At 74.0% G+C, this 22,715-nt stretch carries 14 protein-coding genes and 1 pseudogene; 6 read left to right on the plus strand and 9 right to left on the minus strand.

Features of this window, described 5'->3' with window-relative positions; genetic code table 11:
* Positions 1 to 129 precede the first annotated feature (129 nt).
* Positions 130 to 1,800, plus strand: a complete 1,671-nt coding sequence (locus tag AC1Q5D_RS04830) for a LuxR C-terminal-related transcriptional regulator (protein WP_481737436.1) — start codon at positions 130 to 132, stop codon at positions 1,798 to 1,800.
* Between the two features lie 469 nt (positions 1,801 to 2,269).
* Positions 2,270 to 3,439: a class I SAM-dependent methyltransferase gene (locus AC1Q5D_RS04835; protein WP_481737437.1), complete on the plus strand. Its 1,170-nt coding sequence runs from the start codon at positions 2,270 to 2,272 to the stop codon at positions 3,437 to 3,439.
* A gap of 167 nt (positions 3,440 to 3,606) precedes the next feature.
* Here AC1Q5D_RS04835 and AC1Q5D_RS04840 read toward each other — a convergent pair whose 3' ends face one another.
* Complete coding sequence (locus AC1Q5D_RS04840) at positions 3,607 to 5,532, minus strand: metallophosphoesterase family protein (protein WP_481737438.1); 1,926 nt, start codon at positions 5,530 to 5,532, stop codon at positions 3,607 to 3,609.
* A gap of 340 nt (positions 5,533 to 5,872) precedes the next feature.
* Between AC1Q5D_RS04840 and AC1Q5D_RS04845 the strand changes: the two genes are divergently transcribed.
* Positions 5,873 to 7,270, plus strand: a complete 1,398-nt coding sequence (locus AC1Q5D_RS04845) for an NAD(P)-binding domain-containing protein (protein ID WP_481737439.1) — start codon at positions 5,873 to 5,875, stop codon at positions 7,268 to 7,270.
* A gap of 36 nt (positions 7,271 to 7,306) precedes the next feature.
* Here the strand turns inward: AC1Q5D_RS04845 and AC1Q5D_RS04850 are convergent, their stop codons facing one another.
* The 6 genes from AC1Q5D_RS04850 to AC1Q5D_RS04875 form a co-directional block, all read right to left on the minus strand.
* On the minus strand, positions 7,307 to 8,167 hold the full coding sequence (locus AC1Q5D_RS04850; RefSeq protein WP_481737440.1) for an NAD-dependent epimerase/dehydratase family protein: 861 nt from the start codon (positions 8,165 to 8,167) through the stop codon (positions 7,307 to 7,309).
* Between the two features lie 144 nt (positions 8,168 to 8,311).
* On the minus strand, positions 8,312 to 9,232 hold the full coding sequence (locus AC1Q5D_RS04855; protein ID WP_481737441.1) for a matrixin family metalloprotease: 921 nt from the start codon (positions 9,230 to 9,232) through the stop codon (positions 8,312 to 8,314).
* Positions 9,233 to 9,466: 234 nt separating this feature from the next.
* Positions 9,467 to 10,735, minus strand: coding sequence for a Wadjet anti-phage system protein JetD domain-containing protein (locus AC1Q5D_RS04860; RefSeq protein WP_481737442.1), 1,269 nt, complete (start codon positions 10,733 to 10,735; stop codon positions 9,467 to 9,469).
* The gene (locus AC1Q5D_RS04865; protein ID WP_481737443.1) at positions 10,732 to 14,199 is read right to left on the minus strand and encodes an ATP-binding protein; all 3,468 of its coding nucleotides are present in this window, start codon (positions 14,197 to 14,199) and stop codon (positions 10,732 to 10,734) included. The genes AC1Q5D_RS04860 and AC1Q5D_RS04865 overlap by 4 nt, the downstream gene beginning before the upstream one ends.
* Positions 14,196 to 14,900, minus strand: coding sequence for a DUF4194 domain-containing protein (locus AC1Q5D_RS04870; protein ID WP_481737444.1), 705 nt, complete (start codon positions 14,898 to 14,900; stop codon positions 14,196 to 14,198). Before AC1Q5D_RS04870 ends, AC1Q5D_RS04865 begins: the two co-directional genes overlap by 4 nt.
* Positions 14,897 to 16,336, minus strand: a complete 1,440-nt coding sequence (locus AC1Q5D_RS04875; RefSeq protein WP_481737445.1) for a DUF3375 domain-containing protein — start codon at positions 16,334 to 16,336, stop codon at positions 14,897 to 14,899. The genes AC1Q5D_RS04870 and AC1Q5D_RS04875 overlap by 4 nt, the downstream gene beginning before the upstream one ends.
* Before the next feature lie 285 nt (positions 16,337 to 16,621).
* Here AC1Q5D_RS04875 and AC1Q5D_RS04880 point away from each other — a divergent pair, with 285 nt between their 5' ends.
* Positions 16,622 to 17,821 (plus strand): J domain-containing protein, encoded by a 1,200-nt coding sequence (locus tag AC1Q5D_RS04880; protein WP_481737446.1) that lies wholly within the window; start codon positions 16,622 to 16,624, stop codon positions 17,819 to 17,821.
* Between the two features lie 69 nt (positions 17,822 to 17,890).
* The gene (locus AC1Q5D_RS04885; protein WP_481737447.1) at positions 17,891 to 18,283 is read left to right on the plus strand and encodes a cupin domain-containing protein; all 393 of its coding nucleotides are present in this window, start codon (positions 17,891 to 17,893) and stop codon (positions 18,281 to 18,283) included.
* Between the two features lie 41 nt (positions 18,284 to 18,324).
* Here the strand turns inward: AC1Q5D_RS04885 and AC1Q5D_RS04890 are convergent, their stop codons facing one another.
* Entirely contained in the window at positions 18,325 to 19,791 is a 1,467-nt protein-coding gene (locus tag AC1Q5D_RS04890; protein ID WP_481737448.1) for a sodium:solute symporter family protein, read from the minus strand.
* A gap of 114 nt (positions 19,792 to 19,905) precedes the next feature.
* Positions 19,906 to 21,628 (minus strand): annotated as a pseudogene (gene poxB, locus AC1Q5D_RS04895) (ubiquinone-dependent pyruvate dehydrogenase).
* A gap of 148 nt (positions 21,629 to 21,776) precedes the next feature.
* On the opposite strand from poxB, the gene AC1Q5D_RS04900 reads away from it, so the two are divergent.
* Entirely contained in the window at positions 21,777 to 22,658 is an 882-nt protein-coding gene (locus tag AC1Q5D_RS04900; protein ID WP_481737449.1) for a DNA-formamidopyrimidine glycosylase family protein, read from the plus strand.
* Positions 22,659 to 22,715 lie beyond the last annotated feature (57 nt).

A 22,715-nucleotide genomic window follows, 5' to 3' on the forward strand; every position in this document is an offset into this window, starting at 1 on the left:
GAGAAGCCCCCGTATGCCGGGGTGCCTCGTGCGCGGCGGGTCGTCTCGACCTGGGAAGGTTGGTCGCGCCGTCCCCGCGCCGGCCTCGACCCCCGCCAACCCCGGGTCTACGGTGGAACCGGAGCCACCATGGACGATCTCACCACGCTGCTGGCCACGGCGCGGGCGGCCTACGCCCGCCGGGACTGGGGCGCGGCCCACGCCGGCCTGGAGAGGGCCCGGGACGCCTCCGGCCTGGACACCCCGGACCTGGACCGCCTCGCGGCCGCCGCCTGGTGGCTGGGGCGCGCTGGGGAATCGCTGGCGATCTCCGAGGAGGTCTTCCACCGGCTCGTCGAGACGGAGCCGGAGCACGCCGCGATGAAGGCCCTGGACCTGGCCCTGCTCTGGTACATCCGCGGCGACCCCACGATCGCGCTCGGCTGGCTCGGCCGCGCGCGGCGCCTGGTCGGGGACCACCCCGAGGGCCCCGAGACCGGGCACCTGCTCTACCTCGAGGCCATGGCGGACATGGGGAGCTACCGGCTCGAGCAGGCGGTGGCGGCGGCCGGGCGGCTCCAGGAGCTCGGCCGGCGCCTAGACGACCCGCAACTGACGGCCCTGGGCCTGGTCCTGGCCGGGCTCGCCGATGTTCGCGCCGGCAACGTGCCCGCCGGTTTCGCGTGCCTGGACGAGGCCATGCTGCCCGTGCTCGCCGGAAACCTGCGCACCGAATGGGCCGGCGACGTCTACTGCACGGTGATCCACGCCTGCCACGAGCTGGCCGACCTGCCGCGGATGCGCGCCTGGACCCGCTCGGCCGAGCAGTGGTCCGAGCGGCTGGGCGGCGAGGCCGTCTACTCCGGCATCTGCCGCGTCCACCGGCTGCAGCTCCTGTTCCACGAGGGCCAGTGGGACGCCGCCGAGGGGGCCATCGAGGAGACTGGTGCGCAACTGGTCGGGCTGAACAACTGGGTCGCGGCCGAGGCCTTCCACCTGCTGGGGGAGATCCGGCGGCTGCGGGGGGACGACGGCGGGGCCGCCCGCGCCTACGGCCGCGCCCGGGAGCTGGGGGTCGAACCACAGCCGGGCGAGGCGCTGCTCGCGTGCGGCCGCGGCGAGCCCGCCGCCGCGTGGGCGGGGCTGGACGCCGCGCTGGCGGGCCGCGACCGGCTCGCCGCGGCGCGCCTGCTGGCGCCCGCGGTAGAGGTCGCATTGGCGTTGGGGCGGGACCACGACGCCGAGCGCCTGTGCGCCAGGCTCGAGGAGACGGCCGAGGCGTTCGGCACGGCGGGATTCCGCGCGTGGGCCGCGACCGCCCGCGGTGCCGTGCTCATCTGCCGGGGCCGGTGCGCCGACGCGGTCGACGTCCTGGAGCAGGCGGCCGTGGCCTACCGGGCCCTGCACGCGCGCTACGAAACCGCGCGGACGTACGAGCAGCTCGCCCGGGCCCGGCGGGGCCTCGGACAGGTCCGCGAGGCGGAGGCCGACCGCGCGACGGCCCTGGCCATCTACCGCTCGCTCGGTGCGGAACCGGACGTCCGGCGGCTTGACGGAAGCCGCGCTCCCGGTGGCCTCACCCCGCGGGAGTCGGACGTGCTGGCGCTCATCGCCGGCGGCGCGAGCACCCGGGAGACGGCCGACGCCCTGGTCATCAGCCAGAAGACCGTCGCCAGGCACCTGGACCACATCTTCGCCAAGCTCGGCGTCTCCTCCCGCACGGCCGCCGCGGCCTGGGCCCACGAGCACGGACTCGCTGCCCGCGTCCCCGGGCCGGCCGCGCAGGCCTCCGGTCCGGCCGGACGCCCCCCGCGCCGGTGACCCCGCCTGTAGGCCGGCGCCCCGGGCCCGGGCCACCGCCCACCGGTCCGCCCGCCGGCATGGGTCGGATACCCCATGGCGGAGGGCGGAAGATGGGCGACCGTGCCGATTCGCGCCGCGCCGCGGCTCCCTAGCGTGGAAGGTGTCCCCACGGAACGGGGGACAGGCAAGGGAACGGGAGTGATGGGCCTGGACGTGGCCATGGTGGCCGGCAGCATCTCGAGCGTGATCTTCGTCGTCAGCGTCCTGCCGATGGTCCTCAAGGCCGCGCGCACCCGGGACGTCGACTCGTACAGCTTCGGGAACCTGGCGCTCGCCAACACGGGCAACCTGGTCCACTCCGTCTACATCTACAGCCTCCCCGCGGGCCCCATCTGGGGCCTGCACGCCTTCTACCTGATCACCACCGGACTGATGCTGGCCATGTACCTCCGGCACCGGGGTCCGGTCCCCCGAAAGGACCACGACCATGACAACGAACCCTCGCCCGGCGGATACCGCCCGGGCCCCGGAAGGACGGACGGCCCCGCCGGCCGGGCGGACCGGGCAACCCGGCCCCGCCGTCGTCCCCCCTCCGCCCGAGGGCTTCGAGGAGGCGGCGGGGGCATTCGCCGGCCGCTGCCTCGGCTTCCTCAACAGCGCGGCGATCGCCCTGCTGATCGGCGTCGGACACCAGACCGGGTTGTTTGAGGTCCTGTCCGGCCTGCCGCCGGCCACGAGCCGGCAGATCGCGGACGCCGCCGACCTCGACGAACGCTACGTGCGCGAATGGCTCGCCGGGCTGGCCGTCGCCCGCGTCGTCGACTACGATCCCGCGGCGCGGACGTACCGGTTGCCGCCCGAGCACGCGGCCGTGCTGACGCGCGCCGCCGGGCCGGACAACCTGGCGCCACTGCTGCAGGACATCGCCCTCATGGGGGAGGTCGAGGACAGGATCGTCGAACGCTTCCGCCACGGCGGCGGGCTGTCCTACGCCGACTACCCACGCTTCCACGCGGCCATGGCGGAGATCAGCGCCGTCACCTTCGACGCGGCACTGATCGACGCGGTCCTGCCCCTCGATCCGGAACTGCCCCGCCGGCTCGAGGCGGGGATCGACGTGTGCGACGTCGGGTGCGGTTCCGGCCACGCCATCAACCTCATGGCCCGCGCGTACCCCGCCAGCCGGTTCACGGGCTACGACTTCTCCGCGCCCGCCATCTCCGCGGCTCGCGCCGAGGCCGAGGCCTGGGGGCTGGGCAACGCCCGGTTCGAGCTCGCCGACGTCGCCCAACTGGACGCGGCGGGAGCCTACGACGCCGCCACCGCGTTCGACGCGATCCACGACCAGGCGCACCCTGCGACCGTGCTGGCCAACATCCACCGTGCCCTGCGTCCCGGCGGGTCGTTCCTCATGGTGGACATCAGGTCCTCGAGCAACCTCGAGGAGAACACGGCCCTGCCGTGGGGCAGCTTCGTCTATGCGATCTCCCTGTTCCACTGCATGAGCGTGTCCCTCGGGGCCGGCGGCGAGGGGCTCGGTACCGGCTGGGGCGTCCAGCGCGCCGCCCGGATGCTCGGCGAGGCGGGCTTCGGCGACGTGCAACTGCGCGACGTCGAGGCGGACCCGTTCAACGCGTACTTTGTGGCCAGGAAGTAGGCCGCCCGAGACGACCCGCCGCGGCCGAGATGACCCGCCCCTACCGAGATGACCCGCCGCGTGCGAGGCGACCCTGTATACCGGGGTGCCTCGTGCGCGGCGGGTCGTCTCGCGCGGGGACTGCCGCCGTCGCCGGCCTACCGCGCCAGCGGCACGCCGTCGCCGGCCTACCGCGCCAGCGGCACGCCGTCGTCGTCCACCGCCAGCCGCACGACGTCGTCGTACGCGCGCCGCTCCGTGCGCTCCAGCGCGTACTCGGAGTCCAGCACCGGGAAGACGTGGACCGGGGTCAGCGTGACCTCGGCTCCCTTCGCGGTGTTCTCCACGTCGATCTGCAGGTGCCCGTAGTGCAGGCCGCCGGAGACGAGCTGCGGCACGCCGTTCTCGTCCCCGGCCCAGGTCTCCGGCTGGTCGGCCGGGGCGGACCACTCGGAGTGGGTGTTGAAGCGCAGCGGCTCGTACTCGCCGTCGGCGTTGCGCACGAGCTTCTCGCCGCGCAGTCCGTCGGCCGCGACGCCGACGTCGTAGGAGTGGAAGCCGCGGCCGTCGCGGTCCCCGTCCACCCACGAGCGCTCGAACATCTCGTCGTGCCCGGAGAGCACCGCGGTGACCTCGTACTCCTCGAACATCGGCGAGTACGCGCGCATCGCCGTGCCCGACTGGTTGTCCGGGTGCTCGTGGTTCGGCGGCGTGCCGTGGACGCCGTTCGAGTAGGCGGAGTGGTGGAACTGGACCAGCACGATCTGGCCCCGCTCCCGCGCGTCCGCCAACTGCTCCTCGGCCCAGGCCCACTGCGCGGACGCCGGGTCCATGTTCGGCAGGTCCACGTCCCCGCGAGTCGCGCCGTCGAACAGGGACAGGAACCCCTCGACGTAGGACTCGAACGTGAACTGGCCCTGCGTGTCGGTGGAGAGGTTCCCGTCGGTGAGGTTGGTGTCGTCGCCGGAGAAGGACTCCCCGGAGAGAGTCCCCGTGGACGTGTTCTCGTCCGGCCGCCCGTTGGTCGAATCCAGCGTCAGGACGGTGACGGGGCCGTGGTCCACGCGGTAGTAGGACCCCTTGTACTCGGGGTGCTCGGGGTCGCGCGGCAGGGAAAAGTAGTCGAGGAACTTGTTCCGGGAGACCACGGCCGGGCTCCGGTCTGCCTCCGAGCCGTACCCGCCGTTCAGGGCCGCATACGTCTCCCAGTTGCCCAGGGCCGGCAGCAGCGGCACGCGCGAGGCCAGGTCGGAGTGCCCGCCGGCGACGTGCCCGAAGAACTCGTCCCACGCCGGCTGGTAGCCCGAGCCCTGGGTCAGGTCGCCGGGCATGAGCAGCAGGTCCGGGTCCGCGGCGTCGATGTGCTTGAGGTTCTCGTTGAACGCCGTCGACTGGTCCAGCGGGTAGCGCAGGGTCGGCTCGCCGTAGCGGGTGGTGGTGCCGAACTTCTCCGCGTACGCCGAGCCGGCGCCCGGGCGGGGGAGGGAGTCCGCCGTGTAGCCGTTGACGGGGGAGAGCTCCCACTCGCGGTGCTCGGTGCGGCCGCGCGGCTCGGTCTCGGCGTCCGAGAGGGCGACGATCCGCACGTGCTTCCAGTCCTCCCCAGCGGGGGCCGTGCGGAAGGCGGCGGTGTGCTCCTGCCCGCCCTGCTCCACGGTGTACGTGTACTCCTTGCCCGGCTTGAGTCCCTCGAGCGTCACGGAATGCCTGTAGTTGGAGTCCGACTTCAGCCACGACCCCTGCTCCAGCCCGGGGATCCGCTGTTCGAGCTCCGCCTGCGTGTACTCCATCAGCTCCAGGTACTCGGGCTCGCTGGCGAGGCGTGCGGTGTTGCCGGCGCCAGCGCCCTGCGGGTTGCCCAGGCCGGGGCCCTTCGCGGTGACAGTGCCGGGCTCGCCGGTCTCGCTGACCCAGTTGATGGTCATCGACGTCGACGTCGGCGCCTGCAGGTAGGGCAGGACGCGGAAGCCGGGGGCCGGCGCCTTGGCGGCGGCGGGAAGGACGACGGCGGCGCCCGCCGTGGTCACGCCGGCCGGGGAGGCGTGGGCGGCCGGGGCGGTGGCGAGCGGGATCAGGACGGCGGCGGCCAGGACGGCCGCGGTGGGCTTGTTCATGGTGTTCTCTCCGGTGCGGTGGGGCCGCGCGGAACGGGGCGCGGGCCTCCGATCCTTGCCGCGCCGGGTGGCCCGAAGGTGGCCGGACGGGGGCTGCCGGGTGAACCGCGACCGTGGTGTGCGGCACGCTGCCGTGCCCGCGCCCGAGGGGTCGGGAAAGGCCAACCGGTAGAGTGGCCTCTTGTGGCGCCGCCCGGCGCCCCCGGGAACCCCGCCCGTCGAGGCGCGCCACCGCGCGCTCCGGGCCGGTCCCCGGCGCACGAAGCGGCGCGTCGAACCAGGCCCCCATCGGCCACCTCCGCGCCGCGTGACACGAGGCCGCAAGGCCGGAAAGGCGCATGTGACTGCACGCGTTGCGATTATCGGAGCGGGCCCCAGCGGCATGGCCCAGCTCAGGGCGTTCGAGTCGGCGGCCCGCAAGGGCCAGGAGATCCCGGAGGTCGTCTGCTTCGAGAAGCAGGACGACTGGGGCGGCCAGTGGAACTACGACTGGCGCACCGGCATCGACCGGCACGGCGAGCCCGTCCACTCCAGCATGTACCGCAACCTCTGGTCCAACGGCCCCAAGGAGGCCCTCGAGTTCGCCGACTACACGTTCGACGAGCACTTCGGCCGCCCCATCTCCTCCTACCCGCCGCGCCCGGTCCTGTGGGACTACATCAACGGGCGCGCCAGCAAGTCCGACGTGAAGAAGTGGGTGCGCTTCGCGCACGCCGTGCGCTGGGTGCAGGAGGCCGACGGCGGCTTCGAGGTCACCGTCGAGGACCTGCGGGCCAAGACCACGACGACCGAGCGCTTCGACCGCGTCGTCGTCGCCACCGGGCACTTCTCCTACCCGAACGTCCCCGATTTCGCCGGCATCGAGACGTTCCCCGGGTCCCTGCGCCACGCCCACGATTTCCGCGGGGCGGAGGCGCTCGCCGGCAAGGATGTGCTGCTGGTCGGCGCGAGCTACTCCGCCGAGGACATCGGGGTGCAGGCGTTCAAGATGGGCGCCAAGTCCGTGACCATGAGCTACCGCACGGCGCCCATGGGCTTCGACTGGCCCGAGGGCATGGAGGAGCTGCCGCTGCTCGAGCGGTTCGAGGGCGAGACCGTCCACTTCTCCAACGGGGAGACGCGCCGTTTCGACGCGGTGATCCTCTGCACCGGGTACCTCCACAAGTACCCGTTCCTGCCCGCCAAGCTCGCCCTGGATTCCCCGAACAACGTCTACCCGGAGCACCTGTACCGGGGCGTCGTGTCCGAGGCGAACCCGCACCTGTACTACCTCGGCGCGCAGGACCAGTGGTTCACGTTCAACATGTTCGACGCGCAGGCCTGGTACGTGCGCGACCTGATCCTCGGCGCGGCCGAGCTGCCCGCCGCACAGGAGCGGCTCGCGCACCAGGCCGAGTGGCTGGAGCGCTTCCACGCGATCGGGGACGCGGCCGACGAGGTCCGCTTCCAGGCGGACTACATCAAGGACCTGATCGGCGCGACGGACTACCCGGAGTTCGACCTGGACCGGGTCGTCGAGGTGTTCCTGGCCTGGAAGCGGGACAAGAAGGAGAACATCCTCACGTACCGCGACGGAGTGCACGCCTCCGTCATGACCGGCACCGAGTCCGTCGTCCACCACACCCCCTGGCTGAGCGAACTCGACGACTCGCTGGAGCGCTACCTGTCCGAGCCCGAGGAGGACGAGACCTCGCGGATCGTCCGCGGCGAGGGCGCCGCGCAGGCCGCCGGGCGCTGACCCCCCGGCCGACGCGGGACCACGGGCGTCCGCTGCCTACGGGTGCCGGACCCCGTGGCCGGCCAGCACGGCCCGGTAGCCCTCCCGGTACGTGGGGTAGGCGAACCGGAAGCCCGTGGCGCGCAGGCGCTCGCCGCTGAGGCGGCGGTCGCCTCCGCGGGTCCTCGGGGACGACGGCGGCGCCACGGGCGACGCCGGACGCGGGACGCCGAGCTCGCCCGCGAGGAAGGCCAGCACGTCGGCCAGCTCCGCCGGCTCGTGGTCCGTCCCGAGGTACAGCGGCGCGGGGTCCGGCACGGCCGTGGCCAGGTGCACGATCGCGGCCGCCGCGTCGTCCCGGTGGATGCGGTTCGTGATCCGGCCCCGCTGCGGCGCCGCCGCCCCCGCGCAGGCCTGATCGATGAGCCGGGTCCGTCCCGGCCCGTAGATCCCGGACAGGCGCAGGACGACCGCGTCCGGCCGCCGCTCGTGGAGCCGCCGCTCGGCCTCGAGCAGGACGGCGCCCGTCGCCGTGGCCGGGGCCGGCGGGGTGTCCTCGTCGACCCAGCCGCCGGCCGCGTCCCCGTAGACGGCCGTCGAGGAGACGAACACGATGCGCGGGGCGCCGCCGTCGCGCTCCACCGCGTCCAGGAGGTTGGCGACGCCGTCGACGTACGTCGACCGGTACGCCTCCTCCGTCCGGGCGGGGGCCGCCGGCGCGATCACCACGGTCCCCGTCCCCGCGGGCAGGGGCGGGAGCGGGCCGGTGAGGTCGGCCCGGTCGCCGCGGAGGGGCGCGGGCAGCAGCTCGGGGCGGCGGCGCCAGCCGGTCACGGGGCGGCCGGCCAGGGCGAACCGCAGGCCGGCCTCGGTGCCGAGGTCGCCGCAACCGGCGATGAGCACGGGGGAGAGGGACATGCGTCCAGCCTAAGGGCGCGGACCCCGCCTGGTGCCAGCGCCGCGTCCGGGAGTCCGCATGACCCTACGGGCCGCGCATGACGTCGCCACCTCATGCACGGCCCGCAGCCTCATGCGCGCCGCCACCACCTGCAGCGCCGCCCCCTACAGGTCCGGCACGCACTGCCCGGACCCGACCTTCGCGAGCCCGGCCCGGTCCCCGGCGGCGAGCCCGAGCGTCTCGTTGACCCCGCCATACATCAGCTGCGTCGGGTCGTCGACGTGGCCGAGGCCGACCACGTGCGCGAGCTCGTGCACGATCACCGACCGCACCTCGTCCCGCCCGCCGGGCCACGTCAGCATCGTCGCCAACTGGTGCCGGTCCAGGACCGCCTGCCCGCCGACCAGCACCGCCGTCCCGCCCGGCGCGGTGACCGACGGGCTGCCCCCGATCCCCGCGACGTCGCCGTCGAGGTCCGGGGTCTCCCCGGGGTCCGACCACGCGATGAGCACGGGCGCCCACCGGTCGCCGTACCGGTCCGGCTGGTGCAGGTCGCGCTCCTGGTCGGGCGCCTCGTCGGTCGGGCCGCGGTACTCGAACCGCAGTCCCGTGGCCCCGGAGATGATCGCCGCGGCCTCCTCGACGAGCCCGTCGGCGCCGGCGGGCGCGCCGTCCGGCCGCACCACGTAGTCGACGGGCCGGCACGGGTCGTAGGCGACGACGTCCTGTCCCGCCGGGGCGGGGTAGAGCGAGTAGGAGGACGACGACGGCGCCGCCGGGGGCCTGCCCAGCGGTGCGGCGGACGCCCCCACCCCGGCGGACGGGGAGTCGGACCACGGCAGCGCCGCCGCGACCCGGGGCACGACCTCGCGCTCGAGGAACGGGGCGGACAGGAACAGCGCGGCCAGCACGAGGACGCCGACGACCGGGCTGAACCTGCCGGCCGGGCGCGGGGGACGGCGGCGGCGCCGGAATCCGGGCCGGCGGTTCGGGTAGTGCGAGGGCGGCCCCGCGAGGGAGCGCCAGGGGTCGGGGCCGGGGGCTGAACGCCAGCCGTCGGGTGTCCAGGGGGTCGAGGGCGTCAACAGCCAGGGGTCCGGGTCCGGATCGCGCCGCCGCGGCCTCGGAGCATCCACCATCGCGACCCCCAGATCCGATGCGTCCCGGCCCATCCAGGACCCACCGATCATAACGGGGCGGATGCCGAACGGGCCCGCCCCGTCGCCGCCCGTCCCCTGGTGAGGCTCTCCTCCGGGCGCCGTCCCATCCTCGCGCCTCCGCCGCGCATGGGGCTACGGGCTCCGCATGACGTCGCAACCTCATGCGCGGTCCGTAGGGTCATGCGCACCCCGCCCGGCAGCGCCATTCCAGGTGCCGCAGGGCCTTGCGGACGTTGCGGGCAGTGCCGCCTGCCTCCACGAATCCGGTGCGGATGCGGCGGCGTCTCGCAGTGCGGCCAGTGCGTGGTCCCAGTCGATGCGTTCCTGCTCCAGGCGGAGGTTGCCGCGCTCGGCCAGGACGCGTGCGGTCCCGAGCTCCTCGCTCGTGAGGTACTCGAGCCGCGCGGTGGAGGGGTTCGGCTCCGGGACGCAGAGGTCGGCGAACGAGTCCAGGGTGGCGGCGTCCATGAGCACCGAGCGGGCGTCGACCCCGTGCGAGCGCAACCGGTTGAGGATCGCGAAGCCGTGGCTGTCCAGGTCGCCCCAGTAGATGACGCTCGCGCCGCGGACCCAGGGCAGGGACCCGAGCCGGTCCACGGCGTAGCCGGAACCGTGGACGGCAACGGCGCCGTCGAATCCGGGCATGGCCACGACCGTCTCCAGGTTCTCGAAGACGAACACCGCGCGGGGCGCGATCGCCAGGCCGGCCAGGTCCTTCGTCGGCGCGGAGACGTCCCGCAGGCCGCCGGGGGCCAGGTCCGGGTCGAGGAACCGGACCCGGATCAGGTCGGGCGGGGTAGCCAGGCCGAGGTCGGCGTTCCCGCTGGCGGCCGCGTGGAGCCGGCGGACGAGGGTCCGGTGCGTGCCCACCCACTTCGAATCCACGCCCCGGATCGGCAGCTGGCGGATGTACATCCCGGAGTCCGGGTGCTCGGCGAGCCATTCCAGCACGCCGGCGAGGCGCCCAAAGTCGCCGTCATCCAGGGCGGCGACGGCGGATGCGGCCCGGGGGAGGGCGTCAACGAGGGCCGCGGTGTTCCCCGGGACCGCGTGGAGCAGGGCGGCGAACCGGCGGGACACCAGCTCCCAGTGGTCGTGCCGTCCGGCCGCGCGCGCCACCGCCGCCGGCGTCGCGAGCACCAGCCGCTCCGGGACGCGTTGGGTCCCGAGGTTCGCCCAGCGGCGCGTGCCCCATTCGACGGTGCCGACGTCCGCGTTGGCCCAAGAGCGGACCCAGTCGATCGCGCCGGACTGGTCGGCCAGGGCCGCCCGCTCGGTGGGCGGATGCAGGGGGATGGACACCAACAGCGCATCGGAGGTCGGGGGACCGGCAGCAGCCTCGGTGGCCGCCCAGGTCCCGGCGTGCCGCTCGTACTTCTTGCGGGCGAGGGCCCGGGCCTCGCCGGGGGTGACCGGGGCGGGACTCACCAGAGTGTCCCGGCCCCGTCATGCACGTCGGCCTCCTGTTCCCCGGGCCCGGCATGGTCATCGCGTTCCCCGTCCGGTACCGTCGCCGCGCCACCGGTCTCCGGGTCCGCGGCGGGGACGCTTCGGCGCCCGGGCGCGCCGCCGTCGTCCCCCGCCTCCGCGGCGACGGCGTCGTCGAAGTCGAGCGTCGCTACGCGCGAGTCCCGGAAGTCCTCGCAGCGGATGACGGCCGTGCCGCCGATGTAGTCGGACAGGGTCTGCAGGAGCTTCAGCGGCGTTGCCAGGACCATGTGGAAGCCGAACTCGTGGAACACGTCCATGGCCATCCGGGTGAAGCGGGCGTCGGCCTTGTCGAAGGCCTCGTCCATCATGACCGTCCCGTACTTCGGGAGCAGCTCGTCGTCGCGGGTGAGCTGGTAGCGCAGGGCGGCGGCGAGGCAGAACGTGACGAGCTTCTGCTGCTGCCCGCCGGAGAGGCCCGAGCTGGAGTCGTGGATGTTGACGACGTCGCCGCCGCGGTCCACCTCCACGGCCGTGAAGCGCACGTGCAGCCGGGTGTCCAGGCAGTGCCGCCGCCACGACGCGTCGCCGGGGTCGCTGGACGCGAGCCGGCGCATCAGGGCGCGCATGGTCTCGAACCGCCGCTCCGCCTCCGAGCGGTCCTGCGCGGTCCAGGACCCGGTCGCGATGTCCTGCAGGTCGGCCAGGAACCGGCGGCCCAGTTCCCCGCGGTTCTCCTTGACCTGGATGCGCAGGAAGCGGTCGCGGTCGAACGCCGAGCGGGCCAGGGACCGGTTCACGGGGTCGATCCGCTCCCGGACCTCGCCGGGCGCGCGCCGGATCTCGGCGGCCAGCTGCGCGACGTTCTGCTGCGACTGGCTCTCCAGCAGGTCGAAGAACCGGGCCTCGTACTGCGGCAGGCCGTCCGCGACGAGCCGCTCGAGCAGCTCGCGGTAGCCGTCCCGGTCGGCGACGTCTGCGCCCAGGTCCGCGGCCGCGGCCGGCCATTCGGCGCGGAAGTCGTGGGCGGCGGCGGCGAAGGCCCGGGCCGCGCGCTCGGCCGTCTCCGTGTGGCCGCGTTCCTCGCCGGAGAGCGCGCCGCTGACCTTCAGGGCGACGTCGGAGATGATCGAGTGCGTCATCCGCCGCCGCTGCGCCTGGGCCGTGAACAGCCGCTCGAGCCGCTCCGCCAGGGCCGGGTCCACGGGCTCGGCGGGGACGGCGCGGCGGAGCCCGGCGATGGTCTCGTCCAGGGCGTTGACCGTGGCCGCGGCCTTCGAGGCCTCGTCGCGGCGTTCCTTCTCCCGCCGCCGGGCCGCGTCGTGCCGCTCGGCGGCCTCCCGCTCCTCGGCCTGGGCCCGGCGCAGGTCCTCGCTCGCCGCGAGCAGGGCGTCGAGCCGGGACCGCTGCTCCGCGAGGGCGCCCTCCGCGGCCGCGGTGTCCACCTCCGTCCACTCGAGCCCGTCCAGATGCTCGAGCGCGTCGAGCCGGCGCCGGGCCGCCTCGCGCTGGGCGGTGAACGCGTCGACGCGGCCCTCGGCCTCCTGGGCCCGGGTGCGCGCTGTCTGCAGCAGCCCGATCAGGTGCTCGAGCTTCGCCTCCGTGCTGAAGCCCAGCACCCAGCGCGAGCGGTCGTCGACCCGGAACCGGTCGTCCTTCTCGTAGCGGGTGCGGGAGCGCTTGACCTGCCCGGGGCGCGTCACGGCCTGCTCGTGCTCTGCCAGCTCGCCCGGCGACGCGACGCAGGCGTAGTCGTAGCGGCGGGACAGCTCGAGGTGCAGCCACTCGGCCATCGGGTGCTCCGCGACGCGGACCCGGTGCACGAGGGACAGGTCCGGGTCCGTCCGCCGCGGCGCCGCGGGGCGGGCGGGCACGGCCTCGTACACGAGCCGGGTCCCCAGGTGCAGCGCGTCGGCGGCCTCCCGCACGGCCGCCACGTGCGCCTGCGGCACCAGCATGACCGTGGCCAGTGGCCGAAGGACGCGCTCGATCGCGCCGGTCCACTCCGCGAACCCGGCAGCCACCTCCAGCAGCTCGCCCGCGAACGGCAGCGCCTTCTCCGGCAGTCCGGCGGCCTCGGCCACCCGCGTGCGGGCCTCCAGGAGGCGCCGGTCCAGGTTGGAGCGGCGCGTGCGCAGCGCGGTGATGTCCTTCTCGAGGGACTCCTGCTCGCGCCGGGCGGCGGCCCGCTCGTCGTGCAGGCCCAGGAGCCGGTCCTTCGCGGCCCCGGCCCCGGCCTCCCACTCCGCGCGCTCCCGGGCGGCGGCGGAGCGCAGCTCCTCGAACTCCGCGAACGACGCCGGCGCGCCCAGCCCCGCGCCCTCGAGCCGGGACGCCAGGCGGTCCCTGCGCGCGGTGGCGTCGGCCAGCTTCCGTTCGGCGATGCCGATCCATTCCCGCTGGGTCTCCAGCGCGGTGCCCCCGCGCTCGGCAACGGCGCGCCGGGCCACATCGAGCGCCTCGTACCGGTCCCGGACGTCCTCCTCCGCGCGGGCGGCGGCGTGCTCGGCGGCGAGCAGCGCCTCGCCGGCCTCCTCGCGGGCCTCCCCGGCCAGGCGGAGCTGCCACGCGTCCTTGAACGCCGGCACGGCCGCGTGCAGGGCCGCAGCCTCCCGCGCGGCGCCGTCCGCCGCCTCATACTCCGTGGCCGGGCCGGACATCAGCTGCAGGTGGTCGCGCTGCCTGCGGGCCTCGACGACGGCGGCGTGCGCCTGCGAGAGTTCCGCGAACTGCGCGACGGCGTTGTCCGCCATCGCGAACGTCCGCGGCTCGTCGAGCATGAACGTGCGGAACAGGTCGTCCAGGCTGCCGAGCGACTTCGCGGCCTGCGTCTTGTGCAGCAGCAGGACGGCGTTCTCCCCGGAGATGCCGAGCAGGCGGCTGAACCGGGCGGCGAACCGGGAGTGCTTGTCGGTGACGTCCACGGCGTCCGGCCACGCGGCCTTGATCCGCCGCACGTCGATGCCGGCGCCCAGGTGCTCCACGAAGTCCGGCAGCGTCGCCTCCTCCTGCAGGATCAGGGAGAGCTCCTGCACGTCCGAGGGCGTGTTGGAGCCCCGGCGCAGGTGGTAGAGCTTGGCCAGGACCACGGGCCTGCCGCCGGTGCCGTCCGCGTAGCGCAGCAGCACGCCGCTGTAGGTGGCGCCGGGGCGCAGGTAGTCGCTGGCGACCTCGCCGGTCTCCTCGTCGGCGCTGCGCCGCCACGCCCCGCGGATGTAGCTGACCAGGCTCCGGTCCTCGCCGCGGGCGGAGCCGTCGTTGGCGGCCGCGTTGAAGCGCAGCTTGCCCCGCGGGGTCAGGACGGCGGCGACGGCGTCCAGCAGCGAGGACTTGCCGGAGCCGGAGGGCCCCGTGACCAGGAACCCCTGCCGGGCGACGGGCACGGACCAGTGGCCCTGGAACGTGCCCCAGTTCAGGACCTCGACCCCCTCGAGCCGCCACTGCCCGGGGTGCACCACGCTCATTCGTCCCCCTCCCCGGGCGCGTCTTGCCCGGCGCCGCCGTCGTCCGCTGGGCCGCCCTGCCCGACGCCGCCGTCGTCGTCCGCGCCCTCGGCGAGCCGCCGGTACTCGGCGCGCACCGCCGCGATCTCCTCGGGCCCGAACACCAGCCGCAGCACCGGCGAGACCTCGAACCGGCCCTCGGTGCTGGTGGGCGCGAGCAGGCCGAACTTGACCATCTTCGACCAGGAGGAGTTGATGCGCTTGGCGAACCCGGCCGGGTCCGCGTTGTCCTTGCCGCGGTAGACCTGCAGCTGGTCGGCCACCTCGTCCTGGCCGACGATGGTCCGCGTCCCGTGGGCGTCGTGGAGCAGCTGCTGGCGCAGGTGCAGCAGCAGCGCGGTGTCCAGGAACGTCAGCGGCGCCGTGCGCATGACCTTCGGCGCATCCTGGGCGGCCTCCGCGTTGCGCACGAACGCGACCTGGGACTCGTGGTCGGTGACGAGCTCGAGGAACAGGTCGGCCAGGCGGGAGCGGACCTGCTCCTCGTCGGCCAGCAGGGCGGACCACAGGTTCCCGTGCCGCGCCGCGGACAGGTACGGGCCGCGCAGCAGCTGCACCAGCGCGCGGCGGGAGGGCTCGCGGAGGGTGCCGCCGTCGCCCTCCCACAGCGGCTGCGGGGGCAGCGCCCCGGCCGCGTCCGCGGTGCGCGGGGTCTCGGTCATGAGGGGATCCTTCCGGTGAAGAGGTGGCGGTCGACGGTGCCGCGGCGGCCGTCCCACTCGACGTCCTCGCGCCCGCCGACCGGCGTGCCGTGCTCCTGGGCGAGCACGAGCAGGCCGACGACGCTGGCCACGCCCTGCGTCGCCGGGTGGCGGGCGAGGACCTCGGCGATGCTCGCGGCGCCGTGGCGGTCGACGACGTCGTTGACGTTGCCCTCCAGCTCGGCCATGTCGATGTCCGACGCGCGGGCCAGCTCGAGCAGCTGGCCGACGTCGACGGGGTCCGGGGCGTGGGAGACGACGCCGGTGTCCGCGGCGAAGTCGCCCGGGTTGTGGGGCTTCAGGGCCGCGACGGAGGACAGCGGGACGCTCGTCAGGTCCAGCGTCAGGCGCGTGCGGGCGTAGGGCTTGACGGTGTCGGAGGCGTCCAGGGCCTCGCGCAGGCCGGCGCGCAGCTCGCGGCTCATCGTCCGCTCGCGCTGCAGCTCCTGGCTCTGGACGAACCGGCGCAGGCTGCGGCTGAATGTGGTCAGGACGGTGTGGATCTCCGCGCCGCGGTCCTGCAGCGTGGGCATGAGCCGGCGCAGCGTGCGGGCCTGGGCCGGGGAGAGCGACGCGGCGAAGTCCCGGTCCATCACGGCGGCGAGGCTCTCCTCGAACTCAAGGCCCCGCTCCGGGTCCAGCAGCAGGGCGTAGAAACCGGAGAAGCTGCGGCCGGCGTCCGACTCGGCGAGCAGGTCCACGCCGCGGAAGATGTCCTCCAGCACGGATCCGCGCGAGCCCTCCTGCTCGATGAGCCGCTCCCGGAGCGTGCGGTTGATCTGCTCGAGCTCGCCGCGCACCCGGGCGAAGTCCGCGGGGACCTCCTCGACGAGGGAGAGGATGTCGCGGACGCGCTCCAGCGCCGTCTCGGCGGGGACGACGTCGATCTCGCCGCCCTCCACGCGGGCGATCCGGGCCTCGATCCGGTCCCGCTCCGCGTACAGGGCGGCCAGGCGGGACGTCGCGTCGGGGTCGGTGTCGCGGGCCAGGGCCCGGAGGCGGTCCTGGATCGTGGCCAGGCGGGACTCCGTGACCGACTGCCGCGGCTCGGCCAGCTGGGTGACGAAGCGGATGGCGGTCAGGGCGCCGGGGGAGAGCTCGAACGTCTCCTCGCGGGTGTCCTCCGCCGAGCGCCGTACGAGGATGCCCTGCGTGCGCCACTCCGCGCAGTACGCCTGGGCGGTGCGGGGCAGGTCGAACCCGTCGGCGCGCAGCTCCTCGAGGTCGACGTCCACCTTCTCGAACAGGACCGGCGCGGGCAGGCGGCGCTCCTCGCCGGCGAGGTGCCGGCCCAGGATGGCGACTGCGGCGTCAGCGTTCGTAGCGCGCAGCATCGACCAGGCCGGGTCGTGGGACTGCAGCCTGGAGGCAGTGCGTGCGGTGCGGGTGACGCTCACGGGGAGTAACGGTACCGGGACGCGCGGTCCGCGCCGCGCGGTCGTTGCGAAACCCCCTGGAATCGGAAGCGCGTGGAGCGCATCGGAGCCCTGGGGCGTCCGGGGCGAGTCCGCATGAGGTTGCGGGCCGCGCATGACGTCGCGACCTTATGCGCGGCCCGCAGCGTCATGCGCACTCACGCGCCGGGAGCGGACTGCCGCCCGGGGAAGGAGCCGGCGAGGCGGGGCACGGGAACCCCGCGTCGGGCATACTTGAATCCGACGGTTCCGCATCCGGGGGAATGAATGGACCACTACGAAGTACTCGGCGTTGCCCGTACGGCGACGATCGACCAGATCAACGCCGCCGCCAGGACCGCCCTGGTGCGCGACGACGGCGACCTGCCGCCCGGGTTGCTGCTCCACGCCTGGTGGACCCTCGGCGACCAGGAACGCCGGGCCGCGTACGACGCCACCCTGACCGTGGCGTTTCGGGGTCCCCGCCCGGCCGCATCGGACCCCGCCGCGTCGCCAGCCGCAACGGATCCCGTCACGTCGCCGCCGGCGCCATCTGACGCCATCGCACCGCCGCCCGCGTCATCGGTCCGAGCGGTGACCCCGCCGGCGGAAACGCCGCCGTGCCCGGGCGGCCGGATCCCCGGCTTCGACCCCGCCCTCCTGTCCTGGTGGGACGAGCCGTTGCCGTTCGCCGAGCGCATCGGGCACGACCGGGCCTGGCTCCGCATCGCCGCCGTCCTCGCCGTCGGGCTGGCCACGTGCGCGGCGCTGTTCGGCGTGCTCGTCTCGGCTCCGGCCGTCCTGACCGGCCAGCCGACGGCGGGGATGCCCCTGGCCGTGGGCGCCGCCGTCGTCTGCCTCGCCCTCACGCTGGCCGCCGTGCGGAACGTGCCGCGCGCCGCCCCGCGGCGGGCCGCGGAACGCCGGGTCTTCGGAGTCGGCGGCCTGGCGCTGGGCGCGTCGCGCACGCCGTTCGCCGCGGGGGCCGTCGCGAAGGGCGTCGCGGGGGAGCAGCGCACGGCCGCGGTCCTCGAGGCGCTCCTGCGCATCCCGGGAACCCGCGTGTTCCACGGGCTCAGGGCTCCGGGGCGCGGCTCGGGCGACATCGACCACGCGGTCGTCAACGGGGACCGCGTCGTCTACATCGACACGAAGTTCTACCGCCGGGGCCAGTACCGCTGGCTTCCGTCCGGGCAGCTCGCGCGCGGCCGCAGCGCCTCCCCGTACGGCTCCGTGAACATGGAGCGCGTCCTGCGCGACCCCCGCACCGGCCGGGTCGCCGCGGAGGTCGCCGGGCATGTGGTCATCCACCCGAACGCCCCGGGGGCCATCACGTTCGTGCCCGGAGCGCAGGTCTCGGCGATCGGAGTCCCGGCGACCGGCGCGCAGCAGGGCGTCGAGATGATCGGGCGTTGGCTCATCGAGGGGCGCAGGGCGGGGCTCGTGGACCGGTACCTGCTGCGGCGGCTCCTGGAGATGATGAGGTAGGCGGGCCTGTCGCGGCGGGGCCGGGCGGGGTTTAGCGTGGGCGGGAGGATCCGGACCGAAGGAGACCCGATGACCATGAAAGACCCGACGGCGAACGGCACTGGCGCCAGCGGCGCGGCGGGGGGCGGTGCGCCCGCGGACGACGTGCTGGCGGACGACGGCGGCGGCGCCGCGGTGTCCGGCCGCCCCGCGGCCGTCCCGACCGTGCAGCTCGACACCGACCGGGCACGGGTCACCGAGTGGCGGTTCGCCGCCGGCGCGGAGACGGGCTGGCACGTGCACCCGCTGGAGTACGTCGTGGTGCCGATGACCACCGGGGAGCTGCTGCTGCAGACGCGCGTCGGCGAGAGCTCCAACCGGCTGACGGCCGGCGTCTCCTACACGCGGCCCGCCGGCAGCGAGCACAACGTCGTCAACGCGTCCGGCGCGGAGTTCGTGTTCGTGGAGATCGAGCTGAAGTAGCGGCGGCCCCGGCGGCGATCCGGGCCGTCGCCCGCCGGCCCTCAGCGCGCGGCCGGCTCCTCCACGGGCTCGCCGCCGTCGCGCGCCGGCGCCAGCTCCCCGCGCCGGAACGCGTGGAAGTACGCGACCACGGTCTCCTCGCGGGCGTGGCCCGTGGCGAGGCTGACCGCGACCAAGAGGACCGCCGAGGCGAGGAGGCCCGGGGCGATCTCGTGGATCCCGAACGGCTGCCCGGCCAGGCGCCACCCGATCGTGGCCGCGAGTGCCCCGGCGGTGCTGGCCAGGACGCCGGCCTTCGTGGCCCGCTCCCAGAACATCGCGGCGAGCACGGGCGCGACCAGCGCGGCGGCCGTGAAGGACAGGGCGACCTGGTAGATGCCGATGATGTCCTTGACCCACAGGGCCACGAGCAGGCCGAGCACGGCCATGAACGCCACCGACCAGCGGGAGACCCTGAGGATCTGGGCGTCGCCGGCGTCCGGGTTGACCCAGCCCTGGTAGATGTCCTTGGAGACGTTGATGGCGCCGCTGAGCAGGAACGACGTGGCGCCGGTCAGCAGGGCGGCCAGCAGGGAGACCATGAACAGGCCGCCGACCGGCCCGGGGAAGATCTCCGCGATGAAGGACGTGTAGATGGCGTCCGGGTCGGTGCCCGCGGGGAAGCGCTGGACGGCGGCGATGCCGATCGCGATCGCCATGAGGCCGATCAGGCCGGAGACGATGAATCCGACGGTGACGGCCGAGACCCCCGTCCTTGCGGACTTGGCGGCGGTGATGCGCTGCCACGTGGTCTGCCAGACGATGTAGAACGGGCCGAAGACCAGGAACCAGTTCAGCAGCTCGGTGCCGCCGATGCTGCCGAAGTTGAGCAGGTCGGGGGGTGTGGATTCGAGGACGACGCCGGGGCCGCCCACCGACGCGACGCCCAGGATCAGCGTGAGCACCACGCCGGCCAGGATGACGACGGTCTGGGCCGTGTCCGTCCACGCGACGGAGGGCATGCCGCCGACCAGCGTGAACGCGACCGTGACGACGAAGCCCAGCAGGATCCCCCAGAACGGCGTGACGTCCGTGATGGAGGACAGGATCGAGCTCATCCCGACCAGCTGCATGCCGAACGTGGGGGTCATGTAGAGGAACCCGATGATCAACGCCGGGACCAGGGCGGAGAGCTTGCCGAAGCGGCGGGCGAAGAGCTCCGGCACGGTGTAGAGGCGCAACCGCCGGATCGTCGGGCCGAGGACCAGCATGGCCACGACCGTGAACAGCACGAAGCTGACCACCGTCACCACGTAGGACAGGCCCATCTCGAAGCCCTTGCCGGCCCCGCCGATCAGGGCGGCGGCGCCGGTCACCGTGGCGATGACGGAGCCGCAGATCGGCAGGAAGCCGAGCTTGAAGTCGGCCATCGCGTAGTCATCGGCCGTCTTGACCGTCTTCGAGGACCTCACGCTGACGGCGACGAGCGCCAGCAGGAAGCCGACGATCCACATCAGATACCAGTTCACGGGTTGAAACCACCGCTCGCGTTCGACTGCACGGAAGGTCCGAGGATACGCGCCGGACCCGGCCGCGCCGTGGAATGTGACAGAACGGTAACGGCCGCCCGCGGGGTGGGGCCCCTAGAACACCTGCCGCAGGTTGGTCCGGGCGAGGTCCAGCAGCTCGTCGCCCCGCCCGGACAGGACCGTCCGGATCGTGTACAGGGCGAAGCCCTTGGCCTGCTCGAACCTGATGGCCGGCGGGATGGTCAGCTCCTGCGGGTCGGTCACGACGTCGACCAGGACCGGGCCGTCGTGGGCGAACGCCTCGGCCAGGGCCGCGTCCACGCCGGCGGAGTCCTCGACCCGGATCCCCTTGATCCCGATGGCCTGCGCGACGGCGGCGAAGTCCGGGTTCTCCAGCGACGTCGCGAATGGCACCTGGCCGGCCGCCTTCATCTCGAGCTCCACGAAGTTCAGCGACGAGTTGTTGAAGACCACGATCTTCGCGGGCAGGTCCATCTGCACGAGCGTCATGAGGTCCCCCAGCAGCATCGCCAGGCCGCCGTCGCCGGAGAGCGCCACCGTCTGCCGGGTCCGGTCCTGGGCCAGCACCCCGATCGCCTGCGGCAGGGCGTTCGCCATGGACCCGTGGGAGAAGGATCCGAGCAGCCGCCGTCGCCCGTTCATCGCTAGGAACCGGGACGCGTAGACGACGGGGGAGCCGACGTCGGGCAGGAAGACGGCGTCGTCCGCGGCCAGGTCGCTGATCCGCTTCGCCAGGTACTGGGGGTGCACGGGCGCGCCGCGGCGTGCCGGCGTCGCCAGCCCGTCGAGCCGCTCGCGGGTCTTCGCGTAGTGCTTGCGCGCGCCCTTGAGGTGCTTGTCCCGCTTCTGTTCGAGCAGCGGCAGTAGGGCGGCGGCGGTTTCCGCGACCCCGCCCACGAGGCCGACGTCGACGGGGTGCCGCCGCCCGATCTGCTCGCCGCGGAGGTCCACCTGGATGGTGGGGGTGTCCTCCGGGTAGAACTGCGGGTACGGGAAGTCGGTGCCGAGCATGAGGACCGCCCCGGCGTCGCACATGGCCTTGTACCCGCTGGCGAAGCCGAGGAGCCCGGTCATCCCGACGTCGTAGGGGTTGTCGTGCTCGAGGTGCTCCTTGCCGCGCATGGCGTGCACGATCGGCGACTGCAGCCGCTCCGCCAGGGCCATGACCTCCGCGTGCGCGCCCGCCGTCCCCGCCCCGCCCAGGATGGTGACGCATTCGGCGGCGTTGAGCGCGTCGGCGGCCTCCCGCAACTGGTCCTCCGCGGGGACCACGGAGGACCGGGTCCTCCGGATGATGGTCCGCCGCTCGCTGCGGGCGTCCGCGGAGGCCACGTCCCCCGGGATGACGAGGACGGCGACGCCGCGGCGTTCGATCGCGGCGCGCATGGCGATCTCCAGGAGCCTCGGCATCTGCCGGGGGTCGGCCACGTACTCCGCGTAGACGGAGCACTCGCGGAACAGCTCCTGCGGGTGGGTCTCCTGGAAGTAGTTCGTCCCGATCTCCGGGGTGGGGATGTGCGCCGCGATGGCCAGCACCGGCACGCGGCTGCGCTGGGCGTCGAAGAGGCCGTTGACCAGGTGCAGGTTGCCGGGGCCGCAGCTGCCGGCGCAGACCGCCAGCTCGCCGGTCATCTCGGCCTCGGCGCCCGCGGCGAAGGCGGCCGTCTCCTCGTGGCGGACGTGGACCCACTCCATGTCCTCGTGGGTGCGGAGGGATTTCGGTGAGCGCGTTGAGCGAGTCCCCGGGCAGGCCGTAGATGCGCTGGACGCCGTTGGCGGAGAGGGTCCGGACGAGGTTTTCGGCGACGGTGACCATGGGCCCACCGTAGGTGTGGGGCCGGTGGCAGGCCAGACCCGCGGAGGCGGTCGGAACCCGGGACCGGGGCCGCGTCCGGGCGGTGGCGCCGGGGGCGGTCCCCGGGTCGCCCTACTCCTTCTTGCTGAGGTTCCCTAGGGTTGGGGGCATGCCCGAGATGCCCGAAGTGCAGGGACTCGTCGACTTCCTGCGGCTGAAGCTCCTCCCGCCCGACGCGCCGGCGGCCACGGTGGCGCAGGTCGAGGTGCTCTCGTTCTCGGTCCTGAAGACGGCGGGGGTGTCCCCGGAGGCACTGGGCCGTGGACCCGTGTCCGGCGTGCAACGGCGCGGCAAGTTCATCGTCCTGACGGCGGGTGGCGCGCACCTGGTGATGCATCTGGCCAAGGCCGGCTGGTTGCGCTGGTCCGACGCACTGAAGCCCGGGCCCCTGCGGCCGGGGAAGGGCCCCATCGCGCTGCGTGTCCGCTTCGGGGCCGGCGGCGCGGGGCAGCCGGGGTTCGACCTCACGGAGGCGGGAACCAAGAAATCGTTGGCCGTCTACCTGGTCGACGACGTGCTGGACGTGCCGGGGATCGCCCGGCTGGGACCGGACGCGTTCGACGTCGATGCCGCGGCCTTCGAGGGCATCGTGTCCTCGCACTCCGGCCAGATCAAGGGGCTGCTGCGGGACCAGTCGGCGATCGCCGGCATCGGCAACGCGTACAGCGACGAGATCCTGCACGCGGCCCGACTGTCCCCGTTCGCCATCGCGTCGAAGCTGGGCCCCGACGAGACGGAGCGCCTGTTCGCGGCCATGCGGGGCGTCCTGGAGTCGGCGGTCGCGGCCGCGTCCGGCCGCCCGGCGGCCGAGCTGAAGGACTCCAAGCGGCAGGGCATGCGCGTCCACGGCTGCACCGGCGAGGAGTGCCCGGTGTGCGGGGACACGGTCAGCGAAGTCTCCTTCGCGGACTCCTCGCTGCAGTACTGCCCCACGTGCCAAACCGGCGGGAAGCGGTTGGCGGACCGGAGGACCTCCAGGTTCCTCAAGTGAGCGGCGCGCCGGGGCCCGGCAACGTGCCGGTGGGACGCGCGGGACCAGGCGCGGGGC

Source organism: Arthrobacter paludis (assembly GCF_056782315.1).

Coding starts and splice junctions, on each gene's coding strand:
- AC1Q5D_RS04830 (WP_481737436.1), top strand. CDS start 130: ATGGACGATCTCACCACGCTGCTGGCCACGGCGCGGGCGGCCTACGCC.
- AC1Q5D_RS04835 (WP_481737437.1), top strand. CDS start 2,270: ATGACAACGAACCCTCGCCCGGCGGATACCGCCCGGGCCCCGGAAGGA.
- AC1Q5D_RS04840 (WP_481737438.1), bottom strand. CDS start 5,532: ATGAACAAGCCCACCGCGGCCGTCCTGGCCGCCGCCGTCCTGATCCCG.
- AC1Q5D_RS04850 (WP_481737440.1), bottom strand. CDS start 8,167: ATGTCCCTCTCCCCCGTGCTCATCGCCGGTTGCGGCGACCTCGGCACC.
- AC1Q5D_RS04865 (WP_481737443.1), bottom strand. CDS start 14,199: ATGAGCGTGGTGCACCCCGGGCAGTGGCGGCTCGAGGGGGTCGAGGTC.
- AC1Q5D_RS04870 (WP_481737444.1), bottom strand. CDS start 14,900: ATGACCGAGACCCCGCGCACCGCGGACGCGGCCGGGGCGCTGCCCCCG.
- AC1Q5D_RS04880 (WP_481737446.1), top strand. CDS start 16,622: ATGGACCACTACGAAGTACTCGGCGTTGCCCGTACGGCGACGATCGAC.
- AC1Q5D_RS04885 (WP_481737447.1), top strand. CDS start 17,891: ATGACCATGAAAGACCCGACGGCGAACGGCACTGGCGCCAGCGGCGCG.
- AC1Q5D_RS04900 (WP_481737449.1), top strand. CDS start 21,777: ATGCCCGAGATGCCCGAAGTGCAGGGACTCGTCGACTTCCTGCGGCTG.